20 protein-coding genes are annotated in these 21,520 nt (G+C 52.0%); 9 read left to right on the plus strand and 11 right to left on the minus strand.

Features of this window, described 5'->3' with window-relative positions:
* Positions 1-134 precede the first annotated feature (134 nt).
* Both AC5JLP_RS00495 and AC5JLP_RS00500 read left to right on the plus strand, forming a co-directional pair.
* A complete protein-coding gene (locus AC5JLP_RS00495; RefSeq protein WP_496066041.1) occupies positions 135-320 on the plus strand; it encodes an IS1/IS1595 family N-terminal zinc-binding domain-containing protein in 186 nt (61 codons plus the stop codon).
* A 3-nt stretch (positions 321-323) separates the two neighbouring features.
* Positions 324-563, plus strand: a complete 240-nt coding sequence (locus AC5JLP_RS00500; protein WP_496065927.1) for a hypothetical protein — start codon at positions 324-326, stop codon at positions 561-563.
* A gap of 166 nt (positions 564-729) precedes the next feature.
* On the opposite strand, the gene AC5JLP_RS00505 is transcribed toward AC5JLP_RS00500, so the two are convergent.
* Entirely contained in the window at positions 730-867 is a 138-nt protein-coding gene (locus AC5JLP_RS00505; protein ID WP_496065928.1) for a hypothetical protein, read from the minus strand.
* Between the two features lie 18 nt (positions 868-885).
* Between AC5JLP_RS00505 and gyrA the strand changes: the two genes are divergently transcribed.
* Positions 886-3,570 (plus strand): DNA gyrase subunit A, encoded by a 2,685-nt coding sequence (gene gyrA / locus AC5JLP_RS00510; protein WP_496065929.1) that lies wholly within the window; start codon positions 886-888, stop codon positions 3,568-3,570.
* Positions 3,571-3,755: 185 nt separating this feature from the next.
* On the opposite strand, the gene AC5JLP_RS00515 is transcribed toward gyrA, so the two are convergent.
* The 3 genes from AC5JLP_RS00515 to glgP all read right to left on the minus strand — a co-directional run bounded on the left by AC5JLP_RS00515 (position 3,756) and on the right by glgP (position 7,984).
* Positions 3,756-4,763: an aspartoacylase gene (locus AC5JLP_RS00515; protein WP_496065930.1), complete on the minus strand. Its 1,008-nt coding sequence runs from the start codon at positions 4,761-4,763 to the stop codon at positions 3,756-3,758.
* A 74-nt stretch (positions 4,764-4,837) separates the two neighbouring features.
* Complete coding sequence (locus tag AC5JLP_RS00520) at positions 4,838-5,680, minus strand: Tab2/Atab2 family RNA-binding protein (protein WP_496065931.1); 843 nt, start codon at positions 5,678-5,680, stop codon at positions 4,838-4,840.
* Positions 5,681-5,770: 90 nt separating this feature from the next.
* Positions 5,771-7,984 (minus strand): alpha-glucan family phosphorylase, encoded by a 2,214-nt coding sequence (gene glgP, locus AC5JLP_RS00525; protein WP_496065932.1) that lies wholly within the window; start codon positions 7,982-7,984, stop codon positions 5,771-5,773.
* Between the two features lie 542 nt (positions 7,985-8,526).
* Here glgP and AC5JLP_RS00530 point away from each other — a divergent pair.
* A complete protein-coding gene (locus AC5JLP_RS00530; protein WP_496065933.1) occupies positions 8,527-8,796 on the plus strand; it encodes a hypothetical protein in 270 nt (89 codons plus the stop codon).
* 385 nt (positions 8,797-9,181) lie between these two features.
* The gene (locus AC5JLP_RS00535; RefSeq protein WP_496065934.1) at positions 9,182-10,927 is read left to right on the plus strand and encodes a diflavin flavoprotein; all 1,746 of its coding nucleotides are present in this window, start codon (positions 9,182-9,184) and stop codon (positions 10,925-10,927) included.
* Positions 10,928-10,951: 24 nt separating this feature from the next.
* Here AC5JLP_RS00535 and AC5JLP_RS00540 read toward each other — a convergent pair whose 3' ends face one another.
* Entirely contained in the window at positions 10,952-11,302 is a 351-nt protein-coding gene (locus tag AC5JLP_RS00540; protein WP_496065935.1) for a hypothetical protein, read from the minus strand.
* Between AC5JLP_RS00540 and AC5JLP_RS00545 the strand changes: the two genes are divergently transcribed.
* Both AC5JLP_RS00545 and AC5JLP_RS00550 read left to right on the plus strand, forming a co-directional pair.
* On the plus strand, positions 11,301-13,184 hold the full coding sequence (locus AC5JLP_RS00545; RefSeq protein WP_496065936.1) for a diflavin flavoprotein: 1,884 nt from the start codon (positions 11,301-11,303) through the stop codon (positions 13,182-13,184). The genes AC5JLP_RS00540 and AC5JLP_RS00545 overlap by 2 nt on opposite strands.
* Before the next feature lie 208 nt (positions 13,185-13,392).
* The gene (locus AC5JLP_RS00550) at positions 13,393-13,590 is read left to right on the plus strand and encodes a hypothetical protein (RefSeq protein ID WP_496065937.1); all 198 of its coding nucleotides are present in this window, start codon (positions 13,393-13,395) and stop codon (positions 13,588-13,590) included.
* Positions 13,591-13,756: 166 nt separating this feature from the next.
* Here AC5JLP_RS00550 and AC5JLP_RS00555 read toward each other — a convergent pair whose 3' ends face one another.
* The 3 genes from AC5JLP_RS00555 to AC5JLP_RS00565 form a co-directional block, all read right to left on the minus strand.
* On the minus strand, positions 13,757-14,644 hold the full coding sequence (locus AC5JLP_RS00555) for a hypothetical protein (protein ID WP_496065938.1): 888 nt from the start codon (positions 14,642-14,644) through the stop codon (positions 13,757-13,759).
* Between the two features lie 67 nt (positions 14,645-14,711).
* Complete coding sequence (locus AC5JLP_RS00560; protein WP_496065939.1) at positions 14,712-15,239, minus strand: hypothetical protein; 528 nt, start codon at positions 15,237-15,239, stop codon at positions 14,712-14,714.
* A 412-nt stretch (positions 15,240-15,651) separates the two neighbouring features.
* Complete coding sequence (locus AC5JLP_RS00565; protein ID WP_496065940.1) at positions 15,652-16,503, minus strand: carbonic anhydrase; 852 nt, start codon at positions 16,501-16,503, stop codon at positions 15,652-15,654.
* Between the two features lie 344 nt (positions 16,504-16,847).
* Between AC5JLP_RS00565 and AC5JLP_RS00570 the strand changes: the two genes are divergently transcribed.
* Positions 16,848-17,375, plus strand: a complete 528-nt coding sequence (locus AC5JLP_RS00570; RefSeq protein WP_496065941.1) for a peptidoglycan-binding domain-containing protein — start codon at positions 16,848-16,850, stop codon at positions 17,373-17,375.
* Positions 17,376-17,387: 12 nt separating this feature from the next.
* The gene (locus AC5JLP_RS00575) at positions 17,388-18,194 is read left to right on the plus strand and encodes a transglutaminase domain-containing protein (protein ID WP_496065942.1); all 807 of its coding nucleotides are present in this window, start codon (positions 17,388-17,390) and stop codon (positions 18,192-18,194) included.
* A 75-nt stretch (positions 18,195-18,269) separates the two neighbouring features.
* Here AC5JLP_RS00575 and msrA read toward each other — a convergent pair whose 3' ends face one another.
* The 3 genes from msrA to AC5JLP_RS00590 form a co-directional block, all read right to left on the minus strand.
* Complete coding sequence (msrA, locus tag AC5JLP_RS00580) at positions 18,270-18,926, minus strand: peptide-methionine (S)-S-oxide reductase MsrA (protein WP_496065943.1); 657 nt, start codon at positions 18,924-18,926, stop codon at positions 18,270-18,272.
* Positions 18,927-19,412: 486 nt separating this feature from the next.
* Positions 19,413-20,285, minus strand: a complete 873-nt coding sequence (locus AC5JLP_RS00585) for a helix-turn-helix domain-containing protein (RefSeq protein WP_496065944.1) — start codon at positions 20,283-20,285, stop codon at positions 19,413-19,415.
* Positions 20,282-21,076: a pseudouridine synthase gene (locus tag AC5JLP_RS00590; RefSeq protein WP_496065945.1), complete on the minus strand. Its 795-nt coding sequence runs from the start codon at positions 21,074-21,076 to the stop codon at positions 20,282-20,284. Before AC5JLP_RS00590 ends, AC5JLP_RS00585 begins: the two co-directional genes overlap by 4 nt.
* Between the last annotated feature and the right edge of the window lie 444 nt (positions 21,077-21,520).

Consider the following 21,520-nt stretch of genomic DNA (forward strand, 5'->3'; position numbering starts at 1 on the left):
CTCGATGAATGCATCAGTATGCTTGCCCACACAGGCAGCAAGAATCAAGCCACTGGAGGAGGCAAGACTGGTAGTGCTTCAATCTGATGTGGGATTAATAGAGTAGAGGTGATCAGTAACTGGAGGAATACCCTCTGTGTGGTCATGTTAAAGCCCATAAACATGGCACGATGCCCAATGGTCATCAACGTTATCGCTGTCCTGCTTGCCATCAAACCTTTTGTGAATCGTTTGATAGTCTCGTTGTGTATCAAGCCGTGCATCAGTATGGTGGCGTAGCATTGGGTGAACATCTGGGGCAGACGTTGCTTGCCTGTTGAACGGTGGGCATTGGATTAGCCATGCGTCCCTCACGACTGTTTCCTGGGTGGCTGATCGGGTTTGGCTTGATGACGGTACCGCTTTTGCTAGTGGGTCAAAGTGAACTGCTGGCAACCGTCATGGCTGGCATCCCTGTACTGAAAACCACCGCGATCGGGTTTGTGTTGTGGGAAGTCTGGCTACTTATGGTAGGTATATCACTCCTGCAAGTGCCCCAACAAAGGCTTGCCCCCAAAGTTTAACGGATGCAACTTGTCAGGACGTGACATGCAACGTCCTGACAAGCAGATGATGAGATCAAGGCGATCGCACGCTTTTTAACGTTCAAGCCAGGTCTCAGCCTGAGTTCACCGCTTGAAGGGAAGCTTGCAGTTTGAAAGGCTCTCTCAGCAAGCGTTTTAGCGAAAGCTACTCGGCATCGCGGGTCGGCTGAAATGGTTGATCAGTGATAGAATGGAACGGTACAAGTGATCGCATTTTTACGCTGCGATCGTCGAATGTTGGGAAGCGCCAGCCGCTTTTCTGGCAGCGACTACTGGCTTGCATTTTGGAGCTTTTCGCACTATGACCTTTTCCCAGGATACCCCCCAGGATCGGATTGTTCCCACCGATTTACGGAACGAGATGTCTCGATCTTACCTGGAATACGCGATGAGCGTAATTGTGGGGCGAGCGCTTCCCGATGCCAGGGATGGCCTGAAACCCGTGCATCGTCGCATTTTGTATGCCATGCACGAACTGGGCTTATCGCCCGATCGCCCCTTCCGCAAATGCGCGCGTGTCGTGGGGGATGTCATCGGTAAATACCATCCTCACGGCGATACAGCAGTTTACGATGCGTTGGTGCGGATGGCGCAAGATTTTTCCATGCGATCGCCCCTCATCAACGGTCACGGGAACTTCGGCTCGGTAGACAACGATCCACCCGCCGCGATGCGATACACCGAATGTCGCCTCCAGTCGCTCACCACGGATGCGTTACTGCAAGATATTGAGGCGGAAACTGTTGACTTTGGTGCCAACTACGACGGGTCGCAGCAAGAGCCGCTCGTCATGCCTGCCCGCATTCCTCAACTGTTGCTGAATGGGTCGTCGGGTATTGCGGTGGGAATGGCGACGAATATTCCGCCGCACAACCTGGGCGAATTGATTGATGGTTTAACCGCACTCATTCGGAATCCGGCTTTGACAGATCAGGAATTGATGCAGCATGTTCCTGGTCCCGATTTTCCAACGGGTGCTCAAATCCTCGGTAGGACTGGCATTCGAGAGGCGTATACGACGGGGCGTGGTTCCATCATCATGCGAGGCGTGGCGCAAATTGAAACGATCGAGCATCGTGGTCGGCCCGATCGAGAAGCCATCATCATTACCGAACTGCCCTACCAGACCAATAAAGCAGCGCTCATTGAAAAAATCGCCGAAATGGTGAACGAGCAGCGGTTGGAGGGCATTTCGGATATTCGAGACGAGAGCGATCGGGATGGGATGCGCATCGTCATCGAACTCAAGCGCGATGCCTATCCCCGTGTGGTGCTGAACAACCTTTACAAGCAAACGCCGCTCCAGGCAAACTTTGGTGCCAACATGCTGGCGCTGGTCAACCGTGAACCGCAGCTGTTAACGCTGAAGCACTTCCTGGAAGTATTTCTAGATTTCCGCATTGAAGCCATTACGCGTCGCACCCGCTACTACCTGCGCAAAGCCGAAGAGCGCGATCATCTCTTGCAGGGCTTGCTGATTGCGTTGGGCAACCTGGACGCCATTATTAACCTGATTCGTCATGCGGCGGATGCTCCAACAGCGAAGCAAGAACTCATCGACACCTACGGACTATCCGAACAGCAGGCAGACGCGATTCTGCAAATGCAGCTTCGCCGCTTGACGGCTCTAGAAGCTGAAAAGATTCAGCAGGAGCATGAAGACCTGCAGATCCAGATTGCTGATCTGCGCGACATTCTAGAACGGCGTGAACGCATCCTGGAAATTATCGTGACCGAAATCACGGAGATCCGCGCTAAGCACGCTACCCCGCGCCGCACGATCATCGAGCAATCGGAAGACGAACTGGGCGACATCGATCTGATTGCGAACGAGAAAGCCGTTATTCTGTTAACAGAACAGGGCTACTTGAAACGGATGCCCGTGAACACCTTTGAGTCTCAAAGTCGGGCGACGCGGGGCAAAGCGGGTGCTCGAATGAAAGAGGACGATGGGGTTGAGCATTTTCTGACCTGTTGCGATCATGACAGCGTGCTGTTTTTCAGCGATCGCGGCGTGGTTTATGCCCTTAAGGCGTACCAGATTCCGGTGGGTTCGCGCACGTCACGAGGTACGCCGATCGTGCAAATGCTGCCGATTCCCCGTGAGGAGAAAATCACCGCATTCATTCCAGTGACGGAATTCAGCGAGGATGAATACTTGGTGATGCTAACCCGTAATGGCTACATCAAAAAGACAGCGCTGACGGCGTTTAGCAACATTCGCGCTAATGGCTTGATTGCGATTTCCCTGGAAGAGGGGGATGAACTCCGTTGGGTACGCCGTGCACGTGTGGATGACAGCATCATCATTGGTTCCAGCTTGGGACGATCGATTCATTTCCGCGCCAGTCATGAGCAACTTCGTCCTCTGGGTCGCGCAACGCGAGGGGTGCGATCGATGTCTCTCCGCGAGGGCGATCGTCTGATTGGGATGGACATTCTACCGAGTCAAATCGTGGCTGATCTGGCGCAGGTGCTGGAGTCGGAGGTAGAGCCAGAAGCCGAAGAACTCAATGGCGAATTGGCAGACGGGGAAAACGGGGAGAGCGATCAGCCGTCAGCGGTCAGCAGTCAGCTTGGCCCGTGGATTTTGGTCGTGACGATGGGTGGCTATGGCAAGCGGGTGCCAGTTTCTCAGTTCCGCTTACAAAATCGTGCGGGCATGGGGTTGGTTGCCACAAAGTTCCGCAAGAAGGGCGATCGTCTTGCTGCTCTCCACATTGTCAACGAAGGTGCTGAACTGATGATGGTGACAAACCGGGGGATTATTATTCGCCAGTCGGTAGATGCCATTTCGTCTCAATCGCGCTCTGCTACTGGGGTGCGCGTGCAGCGTCTGGATGACGATGACGCGATCGCGGCGGTTGCACTCGTTCCCTCTTCTACGGGTGAAGACGCTGGTGCCAGCGATGAGGTGCCTCTGCTTGATGTGGATGCGATCGCAACCGTTGATCTCATTGAAGACGCTGATGTGATTGAAGAATAACGGGGTTATAAGGGAAAGCATTGGGTTGCTCAAGCCCTGAGCGGCCGTGTGCTTTGCCCCCAAGGAATAAGAATTAAATAAGACCGACTTTTGTAGGATGTGTTAGGCATTAACCGTAACGCATGCTAAGCCTTGAAGCCAATGCGTTACGCTGCGCGCTAACACATCCTACAAAAGCTGAGTGACTAAGCTCCATCAGGAATTGTAATTTCCTGTTTTTCAGTCAATACCATTGCAATCCCTTTTTCGTAATAAGCCGCTTCGTTAATGAAAACAGGAAAAACGGTGGTTTCTCCTGGGTAAGGTAGCGTCTCGCCTGTAAATGTGAGAAACAGTGGTGCCCCAGGAAAGAGCGGTTCATAGTCCCGATGCTGAAGCTGTGGATGGATCATGGCATCCAGTTCACCCGCTGCATTACGAGGATAATCTACAGACGCGATCGCCTGATAGGTCGTCAAAGTGCGGGGCGCAGACGGTGGCTGTCCCTTATTGTTCGCGTCAATATAGTCCAGAATGGCACGAATTAACTGTTCGGTTTGTTGAAAGTAGTGTGCATCCAAAGCTCCCTGCGCGATCGCACCCACTTCAAGCGTGCAACCCAATGGTGTGAGCGATCGCAGCAGAGGCGCATCCTGATCGCACTGCTCTCCACAACACACACGCACTTCAGGATGCAGCCTACTCAAATAGGCAGCTAAGCGCAAATTGAACGGTGCTTTGCTGGACGGTAAAAGCGACAGACCCATATTCGACGTGGTGCTGTGAAGATCAATAATGACATTAACCTTGGGCTGCTCTCTTGGCCCTAACTGTGCTGCAATTTCCTTGGCACGTTTGTCTTCATACGTTGCCAGGGCAGGATTAGACAAATCCTCACGGGCAAAACAACGGTTTAAATCGCGATCGACATAGCGCTGATTCATCGCCACAGCCGCAGGATTGGCTAAGAGGGGTATTGCCTCAAAGCTCGATCGATGCAGAAGAGTTGGAAACTGCTCAAACTTTTTGATAAGGTAAACCCCAGTCAGTTCATTGCCGTGCGTGCCGCCTACAATTGCAACGCGCCGAATCACGGTTGCAGCTGTAGATTTTGTTTCCTCGTTGATAGCTTCCTGGATCATGTTTCCAACTTCTGCAACGTGGCGCTCATACGGATACCGACTTAACCATTCTCGCTCTAGCAAGGATCTCATTATGAGCATTTGAGAACAGAAAATGCTGATGGGCGAGTCTACGATCGTGTTAAGTAGCTCCTTGCTCAGGCTGGTCAATCTGGTTTCAGTAACCAGAAGCCGCTGTAGGTCATGCCAGAGTCGTCGGGTTGTACCAGCAAGAAATGGAGTCCTTGACTAAGTTGTTTGCGTTGTTCAAAGGTTTGCCCAGCCGTTGCCACTTCGGTATCCTCAAAGGTTGTGAGAATCCAGCGATCGACCAAACCCGCTTCTAAAACCAACCCATCGGGTGCGCCGGGAATATAGCTGAGCGAGACGGGATGCGTCTGCTGCAACCAAAGTGCTAGTCGCATGGCTTGTCGCCCACCATCAATCACAACTCCAGGAATGGGAGTCTTAGAGGCTAATCCTAGTTTGAGGGGTAATAATGAATCGGGCATATACAGTATGGGAATCATGCGATCGCGAAACCCATCGATCAAATCGCTGGCGGGTAAGGTCGCAAACCGCCAGCGATCGCCCCATAGTGTGTCTGATAAAGGGACAGGTGGCAGTTTATCTAGCGTGAGTGGCTGATACGGTTGCCCAGTATAGTTCGCCTCTATGGAATATTCGCGCGCTTTTGCTTCTAGCCAGCGTTTGAGGGTTGGTGTGCGTCGAGTGGCTTCGATGGGGATGCCCAATTGCTTGGCAACAGGTTCTAACAAATTGAGGGTTTGCGGTCGAAACACATGGATGCGATCAGGCCGTACCTGGGTTGCCTCCAACAACGGTTGCAACTGGGCAAGCAGCCATACAGCACTCGCTTCGGCTTGCGGACACGTCGCTGCATACCGAAAATCCCCTACAGCATCACAGACCAACAACTCCCAAAGTGGAGTGCCAGCCTCATTCTGTAGGGGACGACGGTAAAAATCAAGTTCCCAAATATGCGTCACAGTTTTTAGTTTTTAGTTGTTGGTTTTTAGAAGACTCTAACAACTTTTCTGGTATGCCCAATGGGCTTTACAACCAACAACCAACAACTTTTAAGAGGGTACGCTTGCCAAACTGCGACCTACTTCGGTCACTGCACCGGGCGCATAGACCTGAGTGACGTAATCGGCAATCATCCGATGGGTGTTGAAGGCAGGAGAGTTAGTTTTGATCGATGCCTTCATCATTTTGACCCAACCGTGCGGTACGCCGTGTTCATCCTGGTCGTAGTAGAGCGGTACGATTTCGTCTTGCAGGAGGGCATAAAGCGCCTGCGAGTCAATTTCGTCCTGAAGCTTCTGGTCGCTGGTGTGGGCATCTTTGCCGATCGCCCAACCATTCAGACCCTTACCATTAGCGTCTGCTTGATAGCCTTCGCACCACCAACCATCCAGGACGCTACAGTTCAGCCCACCGTTAAAGCAGACTTTTTGACCGCTGGTACCAGAGGCCTCTAACGGACGACGAGGATTGTTAAGCCACACATCGACACCCTGCACCAGTTTCCGTGCGGTGTGCATGTCGTAGTCTTCAATGAAGGCGACGCGGTTCCAGATGCCCGGTTGCTTGCACCATTCCATCAAGCGTTGAATGATGCGCTTACCTTCTTCATCGGCTGGGTGTGCTTTGCCAGAGAAAATGATCTGCACGGGACGATCGGTGCTGGAGAAAATTTCCAGCGCGCGATCGGCATCCCGCAGCAAGAGGTCGCCTCGTTTGTAAGGGCTAAAGCGACGGGCAAAGCCGATTGTAAGAATGGTGGGATCAAGCACCCGATCGGCCGCTTGAATCGTATCCCAATGTTCGCCACGACCTTCACGCGCTTTTTTCAGCTTCGAGCGGGTGTGTGCGACCAGTCGTTCTTTAAGCGTTTGGTGGCGCTCCCAGAGTGCCGCATCGGGGATTTGATCAACCTTGGCCCACACGTCGGGATCAACCGCTTTGGTTTCCCAATCTTCACCCAGATACTGGTTGTACAAATCGCCAATGAGCGCCGCTGTCCAGGTCGAGGCATGCACGCCGTTGGTAATGTAGCCGATCGGTACCTTATCTTCCGATCGCTCTGGATACAGCACCATCCACATCTGACGCGAAACATGTCCGTGCAGTTCGCTCACCCCGTTGGCAGCACGGCACAGACGCAATGCCAGCGGGGTCATGCCAAACGGTTCCCAAGGATCGCCCAGACGACGCGCACCCAGGGCCAGAAACTGCTCACGGGATAAACCCAACTGAGGCCAATAGCTGGCAAAGAAGGAATCCATGAGATCGGCTGAGAACACGTCATGTCCGGCAGGCACGGGGGTGTGTGTGGTGAAGACGCAGCGTTTGCGAACGTCTGCCTCAATGTCGTAGAAGGACTTGCTGGTGCGCTGAATCTCCAGCCGTGAGACTTCCAGGAGGCAGAAGGCCGCGTGTCCTTCGTTGAGGTGATACACGCCCGGTTCGATCCCCAATGCCTGGAGTGCCCGTACACCGCCGATCCCCAGGATGACTTCCTGGGCAATCCGAGTTTCCTGGTTGCCGCCGTAGAGGTGCCCGGTGAGCCAGCGATCGATCGAGTCGTTATCGTCCCGGTTTGTATCCAATAGATACAGATCAACCCGTCCCACTCGCACGCGCCAGATTTGCACCTTGACCATGCGGTTACGCACCTGTAGCTCCACGGTAATGGCATCACCATGCTCATTCCGCATGAGTTCCAGCGGCAGACGATCGAACTCGTTGTCGATGTAATAGTCTTCTTGCCAGCTTGCTTGATTCAACCGCTGGTGGAAGTAGCCCTGGCGGTAGAGCAGTCCAATCGCCACCAGCGGCACACCGAGGTCAGAGGCAGACTTGAGGTGATCCCCAGCGAGAATGCCCAAACCGCCAGAATATACCTGAAGTGACTCGTGTAAGCCAAACTCGGCGCAGAAGTAGGCAACGGGGTGCTCTTTGGAAATTTGGGGTGCAACGCGGCTAGCCCAGGTGTTGTTCGCTGCCATATAGCGATCGAACTTCTCGATCACCACGTTTAAGCGTTTGATGTATTGGGGATCAATCGCCAGTTGCGTCAGGCGATCGTAGCTGATGGCTTCCAGCAGGACAACGGGGTTATGCCCGCAGCGCTCCCATTCATCGGGGTTCAGCGTCTCAAACAGCGACACCTGATCAGCCGTCCAACACCACCAATAGTTGTAAGCAAGGTCTGCTAACCGCTTTAATGAGCGCGGCAATTTGGCACTCAAGCGGGTCGCAGGCGTCGTAGCAGTGGAATTTACCATAAATCAATGTCAGTGCTTGAAGTGGGTATGTCTGAAGCGGTTAAGCAGTGGAGATCAAGTGAGCCATTGACTTGAGCTATTGACTAAGGACGGATTTAGCAAGGCTTTCGTGCCCTGATTCATCGGCTCGTAAACACCGTCCCCCTAAGCTGCTTGATCGACCGAAAACCGAGACAGATTGACAGATACTCGATGATTCAACATCTGGTGAAACATTCTCTCTACATAGAGAATGTGAACCCTACGCAGGAGATCAGTTTAGCGTGCGAGGGTAAGCAGTATTGATAGCGTTTTTTCAAGGGAAAGTAGCGTTTTTTCACATTGTTTGAAGTTTTGCGGCGATCGCCCATCCAATTGCTACACCAGACGACCCAGATTGGTATCATCTGTCCCCGATTGCGCCACTATCGTCTCTGCAACCCTTACAGCCATCTCATAGGGAGAGCGATCGAGGATGATTTCTGACATTTTACCTGCAAAATGCTGGCCTGCACGCTAATCTAGGCTATACAAAAAATCGATGTTGACCCAGCCCGATCGCCATGACCAACATCCACAAACCCACTGACAGGCTTGACATTCTCACAGATCAGGTAGGACATCTAACCGAGACGGTCACACATTTCTCTGGAACGGTTGAGCATCTCTCTGGGAAGGCCGATCACTTATCTGGTACGGTCGATAATCTATCTGGTACGGTCGATCGCCTGTCTGGAACGGTTGATTCAGATGTCGAGCAACATCGCCAGCCTGACACATTTAGTCGAGACTGGCTTTACAGACCTGAAGGCGCTGTTAGAAAGGCAATCTGAAACGACAAACAAGCAGACATCGCTAAATCGCTGGCAGATAGCGTTGCAGCGTTGATTGCCCGATCGCCCGCTTAAGCATAGTTGGGCAAACCCGATCGCGCCCTAATTCCCTGCTACCGTTTCAGCCAAGAAATGAGAAGGGCGATCGCTGCCTTCCTGCTAAACCCCAGTTTTTAAAAAGCATCTGTTAACACTCTCCTTCAAGCTGCTTCAAATGGTTGTTTCAGATGAGATGTGGGCTAGTAGACCCGTTGCGTAAACCGCATCAATAAGCTTGGTTAATGAGTAAGTTTACCTAACAAAACTTTACAGATGGCAAGGCTCCATTAAGATAGAGGTGTAGCAAGTTACAGAAACCCAAACGTCATTTGACAGGGAGGCAGGTATGGTAGCACTCACCGAGCGTGTTCAGCGATTGACCCTCGAAACCGTTGCATTGGCACATCCTGAAGGCGCTGGAGAGACGGATACCACTGCCATTCGCTGCCTTGATTGGGATCGGGAGCGGTTTGACATTGAGTTTGCCCTCGACAATGGCACTACTTATAACTCGTTTCTGATTCGCGGTGAAAAGGTTGCTCTGGTGGATACCTCCCACGAAAAATTTCGCAAGCTGTACCTGGATACGCTGAAAGGGCTGATTAATCCCGCTGAGATTGATTATTTGGTGATTAGCCATACCGAACCCGATCACAGCGGTTTAGTGGCAGATATTTTGAAGCTGGCTCCCCACATCACAGTTGTTGGGGCAAAGGTCGCCATCCAGTTCCTTGAAGATCTGGTGCATCAACCGTTTGAGCGGAAGCTGGTGAAGAATGGCGATCGCCTCGATCTGGGCAACGGGCACCTGCTGGAATTTGTGTCGGCACCGAACCTGCACTGGCCTGACACCATCTTTACCTACGACCACAAAACACAGGTGTTGTTTACCTGCGATGCCTTTGGGATGCACTACTGCGATGATTCCACCTTTGATGAAGACCTGGAACTCATTGAGCACGACTTCCGCTACTACTACGACTGCCTGATGGGGCCGAATGCTCGATCGGTGCTCTCTGCCCTCAAGCGCATGGGCGATTTGCCAGGAGTGGTGACAATTGCCACCGGGCACGGCCCTCTGTTGCAGTACAACCTCCAGGAACTGGTTGGGCGCTATCGCACCTGGAGCCAAGAGCAAGCGAAAGCCGTGAAAACGGTTGGCTTATTCTACGTTTCAGAATACGGCGAAGGGGAACGGTTGGCCCACTCGATCGCTCAGGGCATCCTCAAAACGGGCGTTGCGGTTGAGCAGATGGACTTGCGTACCGCAGAACCGCACGAAATTCGAGAGTTGGTCATGATCGCGCTGGGGGTAGTGATTGCCATGCCACCACAGACAGGCGACTTTGCACCCACTGCTAAGGCTTCGTTAGGTACCATTCTGGCGGCGACTCATGCCAAGCAGTCGTTTGGGTTGTTTGAAAGCGGTGGCGGTGACGATGATTCTGTGCACCTGCTGCGAAACAAACTGCAAGATGTGGGCTTAACCGAAGCCTTTCCACCGATTTTGGTGAAGTCAGCGCCAACCGAAGCAACCTACCAGCTTTGTGATGAAGCGGGTACCGACTTGGGACAATGGCTGACGCGCGATCGCACCATCAAACAAATGAAATCCTTGGATGGCGATCTTGACAAAGCGCTGGGACGGCTTAGCGGTGGGCTTTACATCATCACCGCTCAAAAGGGTAATGCGTCCAGTGCCATGTTGGCCTCCTGGGTCGCTCAGGCCAGCATCGAGCCATTGGGAATCACCATTGCGGTTGCCAAAGACCGGGCGATCGAATCCTTCATGCATGTGGGCGATCGCTTTGTCCTCAACATTCTGGAAGAAGGCAACTACCAGCCCTTGATGCGACACTTCTTGAAGCGCTTTGCCCCCGGTGCCGATCGCTTTGTCGGGGTTAAAACCTACCCTGCAACGAACGGCTCACCCATTCTGGCAGAGGCTCTCGCGTATCTGGAATGCCAAGTCACCAGCCGCATGGAGTGCAGCGACCACTGGATCGTCTATAGCACGGTTGATACCGGACGCATTTCTAATCAAGATGGACTGACGGCTGTGCATCATCGGAAAGTGGGAAACCATTACTAGTGGTTGGTTTTTAGTTTTTGGTTGTTAAAAGATTGAAAACGAAAGGCAGAAGATAAAGGCTAGAAGGTGACATTCCGAGAGCCGTCCGACTGCAAAGCCCAACTTTTCGATTTCAAAGCTCGACATTCCGAGTGCAAAGCTCAACTTTTCGACTTCCAGGCTTGGTACTCTGCTTTCAAAGCGTAACCTTTCGACCTTCAGGCTCAATACTCCGAGTCTAAAGCTCAACTTTTCGACTTCCAGGCTTGATACTTCGAGGGCAAAGCTTGGCTGTTCGATCTTAAGCCTCAAGCTTCCGACCTCCAAGCTCGACCTTCCAGGTTCAAACTCAAAACTCAAAACTCCGTGCCTCCTTACCCCCCTCACTTCTACCATGTCTTCGCCTAATCCCTTCTTAAAGGCTCTTTCCAGTTTCTTTAAATTCGCGCCATCCCCTGACGCGTTGCGAGAAACGGATGTACATGACGCGATCGCTGATGCTGACGCGAAGGTAGCGACTGAAGCGGCTGAGGGAGCTGAAAGTGTTTTACCGCCCGTGGCGACAAGACCCCGTGATGTGCAAGTGGCACAGATTGGGGATGGAACAACGGTGCTGCGATCGCGCACCTGGGATCGCCTGAAGTTTGAGGTGGAGTATGGGCGACAAAAGGGCACTACAGCCAATGCATATCTGGTTCAGGCAGACAAGACAGCACTCATTGACCCACCGGGTGAGTCGTTTACAGAGATTTTTCTAACCGAGCTACAACAGCAGACAGATCTGGCAGCGCTGGACTATGTGATTGTGGGGCATGTGAACCCTAATCGCATGACGACACTGAAACGTTTGCTGGCATTGGCACCGAAAGCAACGGTCATTTGCTCAAAGCCAGCAGCGATCGCGCTACGTGCGGTCTTTTCGGAAGCGACTGCCAAGATTAAGTCGATTCGTGGTGATGAAGTGTTGGATTTGGGGCAGGGTCACGAACTCCGGTTTGTGTTTGTGCCCACACCTCGCTGGCCTGATGCCCTTTGCACCTATGATCCCGCTACACGGACTCTGTTTACGGACAAATTCTTCGGTGCCCATGTCTGCGATGAGCCAGTGCTGGACGAAAACTGGAAGCAGTTGGACGAAGACCGACACTACTATTTCGACTGTCTTCATGCGGCTCAAACCCGGCAGGTAGAAGCGGCACTGGATAAGTTTGAGCTGCTTGCCAAACCAAAACTGTATGCACCAGGGCATGGCCCTATTGTGCGCTACAGCCTGAGCCGCCTGACCCACGATTATCGAGAGTGGAGCCAACAGCAGCAGACAAAAGATTTAAAGGTGGCACTGCTCTATACCTCTGCTTACGGCAATACGGCGACGATCGGGCAGGCGATCGCTAAAGGCATTGCCCAGACAGGGGTGAATGTGGAGTGCGTGAACTGCGAATTTGCTGATCCCGCTGAGTTAACCAGTTTGATCGAGCAATGCGATGGCTTTATCATTGGCTCTCCCACGTTGGGTGGGCATGCACCGACACAAATGCAGACCGCTCTGGGAATCATTCTGTCTACGGCCCCTAGAACGCTGTTATCGGGCGTGTTTGGTTCCTACGGTTGGAGTGGCGAAGCGGTGGATCAAATTGAGGAAAAGCTGAAAGACTCTGGCTATCGGTTGGGGTTTGAAACGTTGCGGATTAAGTTCAAACCAACCGAAGAAACCCTACAGCAGTGCGAGGCCGCAGGAACGGAATTTGCCCAAAGTCTCCGCAAACAAAAACGTATTCGTGCGCCATATTCAAATCCGGCTGAGGTGCAGACCGATCGCACCGGGCAAGCGGTTGGACGAGTGACTGGTTCCCTTTGCGTGCTCACGGCTCAGCAGGATGACGCACGCTTTGGTGTTTTAACCTCGTGGGTGTCGCAGGCGAGCTTCAACCCACCCGGCCTTACGATCGCGATCGCCAAAGACCGGACAGGCGAGTTGCTGGCCCATACGGGTGAACCCTTTGTCCTCAACATTCTTAAGCAGGGCAAAAATCTGCGGCGGCACTTTCTCAAGCCACCAAGCCTGGGTGACGATCCGTTCGATACGATCGCCACTGAAACAGCACTGAATGGTAGTCCAATTCTGACGGATGCGCTGGCTTACCTGGAATGCACCATTCAAAATCTGATGGAATGCGGTGACCACTGGCTGATCTACGCAGTTGTCGAGCACGGTAAAGTGCTGGATGCAACAGGCGTGACAGCAGTAAATCACCGTAAGTCAGCCCTCCAGCAGTAAGGCCACTCCAGCCATAAGACCGATTGCTTGGTGTAAGTAGAGGCAAGGCAATGCCCTGCCCCTAACCCAACGCTCATCTGTAGCGATTGCTGTTTAGACTCGGTATAAATTAAGTTGAGCAAAAATCACCCGAATGGTTGACAGTGGTGGGATGTCTACATACATTTTTCAGCCTACTGTATGAGTAGCAGACTTAAAGCGACATGCGATGAAATGGAAAATTGGACAAAAAGTCGTGTGCGATCAGCCGCGACAGAACTTGGCGGATTGCCATGTTCGCGCCATTGACATGCATGAGAGCGTCATCATCTTTTGCCCTGATACAAATACCGTCATTTGCGGACAGCGTCAAAACTTGGAGCGACTGGGTTGGCGACTGCAATCATCGGTTAGTCGGCTCAATTAGACAGCGATCGCTCATTCAACCATATCCTCACATCAGCTCCGCGTTGGTACGCCTTCGCTCCTTCAAGCAGTTAAACGACCACAACAAAAGGTGACTGAACACAAAGATGCCTCAGCCACCTTGAGGTTTGGTTTTATCTGCAAGCAATCATCGGGCTACACAACGGCTAAATCTCTGCCACCGCACGCTCAATTAACCGACGAGCCAAGGTTTGAGTGCCTGTATGGGTGTAGTAGTTGACCGAAATATCGAGAAACGCGCCTACGTAGTCCAACTTGTCCTTCGAGACTTCCACAAACTTCGTCAGATTATCCAGCACATTGTCCTGAGTCAAACCACGTGACGACACAAAGTCACTCATCCAACCTTTCACAGAATCGAAGCTCTGGTTGATGAACCCCAACTTACCAGCAGAGTCACCACCAGGAATGAGATCACTCACGCCTTTGAATGTCTGGTTTTGCTCCAGTTCTTGCGGAGAGGTGCCTTGAATGGTTGACAGGCCTTTCAGGATGAAGTCAGGCCCTAGAGGGATCAGTCCGTCAAAACAGACCAGTGCTGCCATTCGCATGAGCGATTCGCCGCCATAGTCACCCAGTGCAGCCAAGAAGTCGCCAATGCTATCCCCTGGAATGCCGTTAATTTGGCAAAAGGCAACGAGTTCAACCACTAGCTTAACGGTCAGGTCAATGCTTTGAGCTTTCTCTGGCTTGGGGGTAAGGTTTCCTAAGAAGCCCAAAAAGGAAATATCCTGGCCTACCTTATTTGCCATTGCAGCGGCTCCTAACGCACCAGACGCGCTGTCTACGGTTTGGTAGAGCCACAGAGCACGCTGGTAGCCTTGAGATTTATCGTTAAATAAATAGACGGCTCGTTCGCCAATTTGCTGAATCAAGGCTTCATCGGTTTCACCCGTGACTTCCCGAATGGTATTTGTAAAGCCTGTCAGGTTTTGCCATTGACCTGGTACAGCAAAATCGATCGATCGCAGTGCCATGACCGTCACGCCACCAGTAGGTAGCTCATCGACCAACTCAAAAATGGATTTGCTCATAAGTTAAAGGTAGGTTTGCTCAAAAAATAGAGCGGTACTTGGAGTTGATTGCTGGAGTTGAGGTTGGTTATTTCTTTAATTTTGCGAGTCCAGCGAGGTCAAAGCGCTGAATCCATGCCTGTCGATCGGTTTTAGCAAAGGCAGGACTGCGCGACAGCACTTTCACCTGATAGCGATTAGCCACTAAAACGGCTGTCTGTGTTGTACCCACATCTACAGACGGGTAGCCTGCAATCTTGGTCGTGCTCTTGTCAAACTTTTTAGTTGCACTCACGCCAGCCGTCACATCAGCCGTAGCATCTGAAATCGCTAGCATAGCCACATCTTTACCGTCTTTCTTGAGTTTCGCTTCAGCAAAGCCTTTCTTTTCTTGCGTAAACACCCGCTCGTAGCCATTACCAGGCTTAGGGAAAAACTTGTTGAAACTGCTACCTTGCGTTGCATCTTTGGCAACCGCAGGCTGAGCTCCTTTTTTCGTGCTCTCTTGCTGTGCCTGCGCGAATGGTGAAGGTTCTTTCGCGGTACAGCCTGTGACTAAAAGCAAAACAGATAGCACAAGCGGTGCGATCGCTCTACGCCAGTTGAAAACAGTCATGCCACTCTCCTTGGTTGTGCGATGAATGAAGCGGAACGCTATCAAGTTTAAGCCTATAAATCCACTTCAATAGAAGGGCGCTGCCAGTGCCGGGAACAAAGAGACTGGAAGAATGAAACGCACTTCCATTCATCCTGCTTTGTCGCAGCACCCAATGCGAAAGCAGTCAGCGTCTCCTGCTATGCCTCAAGGTTAACCTGTTCTTTTCAGTTGGTCCTCGAAAGCAGTGTTTCTTCAAACTCGTCAAAACTGTTCTTGAAGCAACAGGCGTACAACCCACGATCGCACGTAAACCGTTTCAGCCTCTACTCAAGAATTGCTAGCCATCAACCGACAGACTGCTTTAGTAGTGACTCCTACCCTCTGCCGTACTGCCTTCTAATTGCTAACAGCTACAGCGCCTCATCTCCCCTCATCGCTTGTTAGCTGATCCCCGATAAATACGCTCTGCCTGCTCAGGAGAGAGCCAGAATTCTGCTGCTAATTCCTGCACACCTGGATCTTGCGTTCCATCTACTGGATTGGGCTGATCGACCTGGCCGTTTCCGCTGGCGCGAATGTTAAAATTCATCGCCAGTTCACAGGCGACGGGCGATGGAAAGCGGCCTCCTGCCTGTGCCGTTCCGTCTTGTTCTTCGCTAAAAAATTGAGGGAGAGGCACATAGGTTTGATCAACGGCATCGTAAGCAAAGACCTCGCCCGTTTCAATGTGGTAAACCCAACCGTAGATTTTCAGCCGTCCCTGATACAGCCGGGAATGGACAACGGGGTAGGTTTGAAGATTCTCAATTTGCGTCAGGACGTTCTCTGCGATCGCAATCTCTACCAGTTCTTCGCCTTCATACTCGGTATAGTTTTCTTTCACTAGGCGGCGAGTTGCTTCGGCATGCCGCAACCAGTCGTAAACAAGCGGCATCTCTTCTTCTAGTTTTCCTAATTGCAGCAAACCCTTCATGGCCCCACAGTGAGAATGCCCACAGACGACAATCTGCTCAACGTTGAGGGCATGAATCGCATATTCAACAGCGGCTCCTTCACCACCGTTTGTGGCACCAAAGGGTGGAATGATATTGCCAGCATTGCGAACGACAAACAACTCACCCGGTGCTGCCTGAGTAATTAAGGTGGGATCAATACGAGAGTCTGAACAGGTAATGAACAGCACTCTCGGCTTTTGCTTGTGGGACAACTGCTCAAACAGTTCTCGGTGGGTTGAGAAGTAGGTGTCCCGGAATTCTCGTAACCCTCTGACTAATTTCTTCATTGCATAAAACTCCACACCTTTGGAGCGATGGGCTGTGACTGAGGCTGCACTTGAATGATCTTCGCTTAGATCACGATTTTTTGAGTGAAATGGTATGAAATGTAGCTGCCGTTGCACCAACCCGTTTCTATCAGGCTTAGCGCAAGATCAACAGGTGTGAGTTCAGCCTGACATCGATACGACCACTAGTCGCGTAATGGTACGTAACGTTCTTAAGTCTAGCCTTTGTTACCATCATTGCGGCCTCGATCTTGAAACCCTGATAGTGTGTTAAAAGCATTCACCAGGACTAGAATCGATCGCGCTAAATGAACAACTATGTGGGCATGAAGGAGCATTAGTTGGTGGAATCTCATTCATGGGCTGAACAGACGCTTGCACCTGCCGCCATGAGCGGTCATACTGTCAATCCGTGGGATATCGGAGTTGCTGTTGCAGAGCTACAAGAATTACTCGTTGCTCATGGGTTCTCCCGCCTGAGAATTGATGGCAACTTTGGTCATATTACAGAAGCAGCCGTCAAAGCCTTTCAGCGGCAGCACGGGTTACGAATTGATGGATGCGTTGGGCCTAAAACCTGGGCTGCTCTAAAAGCATCTATTCAACCTGGTACACGGCTGCTCAGGCGGGGGCATACAGGAGCCGATGTGGCCGAGTTGCAGGGCTTGCTGCGCGTTAACGGCTATGCAGTCGATCGCAACGGCGTTTTTTGCCCAACAACGCTTGCGTGCGTGCACGGCTTTCAACAGGAACATAAGCTGAGAAACGATGGCGTGGTGGATGAGGTTACTTGGGCGCTCTTACGTGGTCAGCCCCTGACTAAAAAGCGCGAGCAGCAACGACGCAGACTTTGGGGTCGCAATTGGTGGTAGTTGGAGGTAGTGATGCGGCTGGATGCAGGATGTGAACTGCTGTTTGAAGCGGGTGAGCCGACACCGCTCATTTTAATGCTGCGACCGCGCAGTGGTGCAGGGCAGTGGGTCGTGCGCGAGGAATACATCCTGAAACCCACAACCCCGGTGCTGGAATACACCGATAGCTATGGCAACCTTTGCCAACGGTTAGTCACACCGAAAGGAGCGTTCCGCGTTTGCACGACCGCGTGTGTGGAAACGGCCGACACGATCGACCTGGAACCTGAAGCTCCCTACGTCCCCGTTCAGCACTTACCAGAAAATGTGCTGCAATTTTTGCTGCCCAGTCGCTACTGCGAAGTCGATCGCTTGGGCGACTTAGCGAATGAAATTGTTGGCGACAGCACACCTGGCTACGCGCAAGTAGAGTCTATTCGCCACTGGATTCATACCCATGTGGCATACGAGTACGGCACGAGCGATGCCTCGACGTCAGCCGTAGATACGGCTAAAGCGCGTGTTGGCGTCTGTCGAGACTTTGCACATTTAGGCATCGCTCTGTGCCGCAGCTTTAGCATTCCAGCACGAATGGTCGTGGGCTATTTGTATCAGCTAGACCCAATGGATCTCCATGCCTGGTTTGAAGCTTATCTGGGTAATCCCGATGGCACTGCTGAGGGCCGCTGGTTTACCTTTGACGCTACCCAGCCAGAACCGCGCGGCAATCGCATTGCGATCGCCTATGGGCGAGATGCCACCGATGTCGCGTTGGCAACCCAATATGGCCCGCTCACACTCAACGAAATGCATGTTTGGGTCAACGCTGCTGAATCGTAGGCGATACAGTGCCCTGAATAAGCGGTCAGCCTAGAGTCTTAAGCTGACTGCTGACCGCTGACTGCTAAATTGCTTCTATGCCGTTGCTACTCCGATCGGGCAAGAAACATTTGTCCCACCCAGCCCGCAGTAGCCATTCGGGTTTTTGGCTAGATACTGCTGATGGTACCCTTCCGCATAGTAGAAGGGAGGCGCATCCAGGATTTCGGTGGTGATTTCACCGTAGCCTGAAGTATTTAACGCTTGCTGGTAAGCTGCACGCGATGCTTCTGCCAGTCTGCGCTGCTGGTCAGAGTAAACGTAGATGCCAGACCGGTACTGAGTACCCACATCGTTGCCCTGCCTCATCCCCTGCGTCGGATCGTGGCTTTCCCAAAAGACTTTTAGCAGTGTTTCGTAGCTAATGACTTTCGGGTCAAAGATCACCTGCACCACCTCGTTATGCCCTGTACGACCAGAACAGACTTCCTGATAGGTGGGGTTTGGGGTGCTGCCGCCTGCATAGCCAACAGCCGTTGAGAAAACGCCGTTTTGCTGCCAAAACTTGCGCTCTGCGCCCCAAAAACAGCCTAAGCCAAAGACGGCTACTTCAAGGCCGCTTTGGTAGGGAGGCTGTAGCGGATTGCCGCTCACGAAATGCTTGGCAGGTACTGGCATTGGCTCCGTTCGTCCTGGCAATGCTTCTTCAGGAGTGGGAAGCGACAGTTTTTTACCAAGGCCAAAGATTGCCATGAGATTCAACTCCAATGTGTGTTCAACAGTGCGTGTTCAACCGCTTTACGTTCCTTTATGATAACGAGCAATTATGAGAGCTAGCTAAGAGGCGATCGCGGCGAAGCTGAGATTTCTGCCTCACTGCGATCGTTCTGTTGGTTGATGGAGGCCAGGGATCAGAATAGGCAGGCTTCGTGCGTCAATGACCTTAAAATGTGCCAGCAGTCTCTGTAAATTACCGTTCATAAAATTTCTATCCAGCAGCTTCAAGGTCTGGGCTGATGCCTTAATCCTTGAAGGGAAGTTTGGAAGACGACTTAGAGCAGAAGGTCTTGCAAAGTGCCTGCTTCTGCGGCGTTTTGGTTTCTAAGTCAGCCAGTTTCACTTACATTCACCGCACCGCTCAGCTGAGCGCTCACGTCGTGGCCCTGCCCTCTATACCCGGTACCCGTCTTAACGAAATCTGGCTAGCTGAATTGAAAACTGCTATACAGTCGCGGGAGCTCAAAACGAGCTTGGCTTGGAGGCAGTCAGCGTTTCAGATGAGGATTCAAGTCGTTGTGCTGCATTTGCCCCAAAGGTAACCTCTTCAACGGCACCCGGTTCTCCGAGCCGCTTAGCTGTACCGTTGTTCAGGCTTACCATTACTCCACCCGCATTCCCAGCGCGTAGGATCAACTGCTTGTCAGCTTCCCACTCTCGTTGAGTCCCTTCCGACAAAACACCTTCAAAATCGGTTTTGCCATCGACGACAATGCGAACCCAGGACTGCGAGGTCATCGTGAGACCGACGCGTACTGACTTCTGCGGCATCGGCGAGGTCATGGGGAGAGGGGTTGAGTTACTTCCTGTAGTAGATGAAGAATCAGGCTGCGTGATGTTTGCGGGGCCGTTTGGTGAGGACGTGACAGCAGCCGTATTAATTTGCACAGGCTTTGCCGTTTTATCTAACCCCGCCATCTGTGGAGTGGAAGAACGGTTCAAGAGGAAGGACAACCCGCTGACGGCACCAATCACCAGTGCCATATAGATCAGGTAGAGGTGCAAAGGACGCAGTTGCGCCTGAACGGTCCCTCGCCATGATGATCGGGGCACCTTCAAATCAGTTTGGGCCGGGAACGCACTTGCTAGTTCCATGCCATTCATGCCGATCGCATCGGCATAGCGACGAATAAAGCCCTGAATATATACTGGCTCCGGTAATTGTTCGACGTTGCCAGTTTCGATCGCTGACAACAGTCGGACTGGAATTAGCGTTTTAGACGCGACCGTATCTAACGAAATTCGCTGCTTCTGACGAAACTGTTGCAAGTGGTAGCCCAACTCTTTGAGCCTCTCTGCCTGCTCCAGGCTGATCTGAACCATTTGGTTACTCATCGGCTGTACTCCTCGCGCGTCACAGTCTCCCCTTCTGATGTTAGGTTAAGTTGAGCGTTCAAGAAACGGATCTCTGAATCTTTCAGCGGGCGATGTTGACCACTTGCTAATTGGTTTGTACCCGAAGCGTGCAGTTGAATCGGGCCGATCGCAGTGCGATGCAGTTGTAAGACAGGATAACCCAGCTGCTCTGCCACACGCCGAATTTGACGATTTCTGCCTTCGGTCAAAACGACCTGCAACAGTGTTTTACGATGGGGAGAGTCTTTAAGAACAGTGACTTTAGTGGGTAATGTGCAACGACCAGACAGCACCACCCCTTGTCGCCACTGCTGTAAAACTGACTCTGTGGGGTACCCCTCTACCCAAACTTCATAGGTTTTGGGAATATGGTGCCGAGGATGGGTGAGATAGAACGTCAGCGCTCCATCATTCGTCAATAGCAGTGCTCCAGTAGAATCTGCGTCCAAGCGTCCGACTGGATGAATACCTTGCCCTTCTGACAGGGACGGAGGAAGGAGATCCAAAACGGTGGTACGTCGCCAAGGATCGGTACAGGTAGACAGTACGCCCGCAGGTTTGTGCATGAGAAGGTAAATGGAGGCAGGCCGTTGTGCTGGCCGAATCACAACACCATCCACTGCAACGCGATCGACCACAGGATTCGCTTTCTGCCCCAGTTGGGCGATCGTGCCATTGAGCTGCACGCGCCCGGCCAAAATCATTTGCTCTGCTTGACGGCGCGAGGCAATGCCCCATTGCGACAATAGCTTTTGTACTCGCTCATCCATGAATCAACTTTGACCAACAACCCAGTGCTGGGTGGTGAATGAACTTCAAACAACGCCTAGCTCTAAACAACAATAATAGAAGTGAATGAACGCGCAAACGACTCGAAGCGCAACAAACGTGGCACTAGCTACTACACAGACATGCCAACTCGGCAAACATCTCAATTCAACAGACATCTCAACTCAAAAGCCTCATTCCTATAGTAGAGAATATTAAGAAAATTAAAAAGCCCTTTTAGGACTTACGCAGTCGCCCCCTAAATTTGGGGGCTGAGGGGCTAGTTTTAGAGAATTTGCGTAAGTCCTGCCTTTGTTTAAAGGCGTACACAAGCCAACCATTAGAGCTGGAGGGAAGAGCCGCTCGTTGAACGATCGCATAAAATAGATCCTAATGGAAGCATGGCTCAAATGCTCTATCAGTTGGGTGCGTTGATTTGAAAGTCC

The sequence above is a fragment of the Stenomitos rutilans genome, assembly GCF_059505485.1.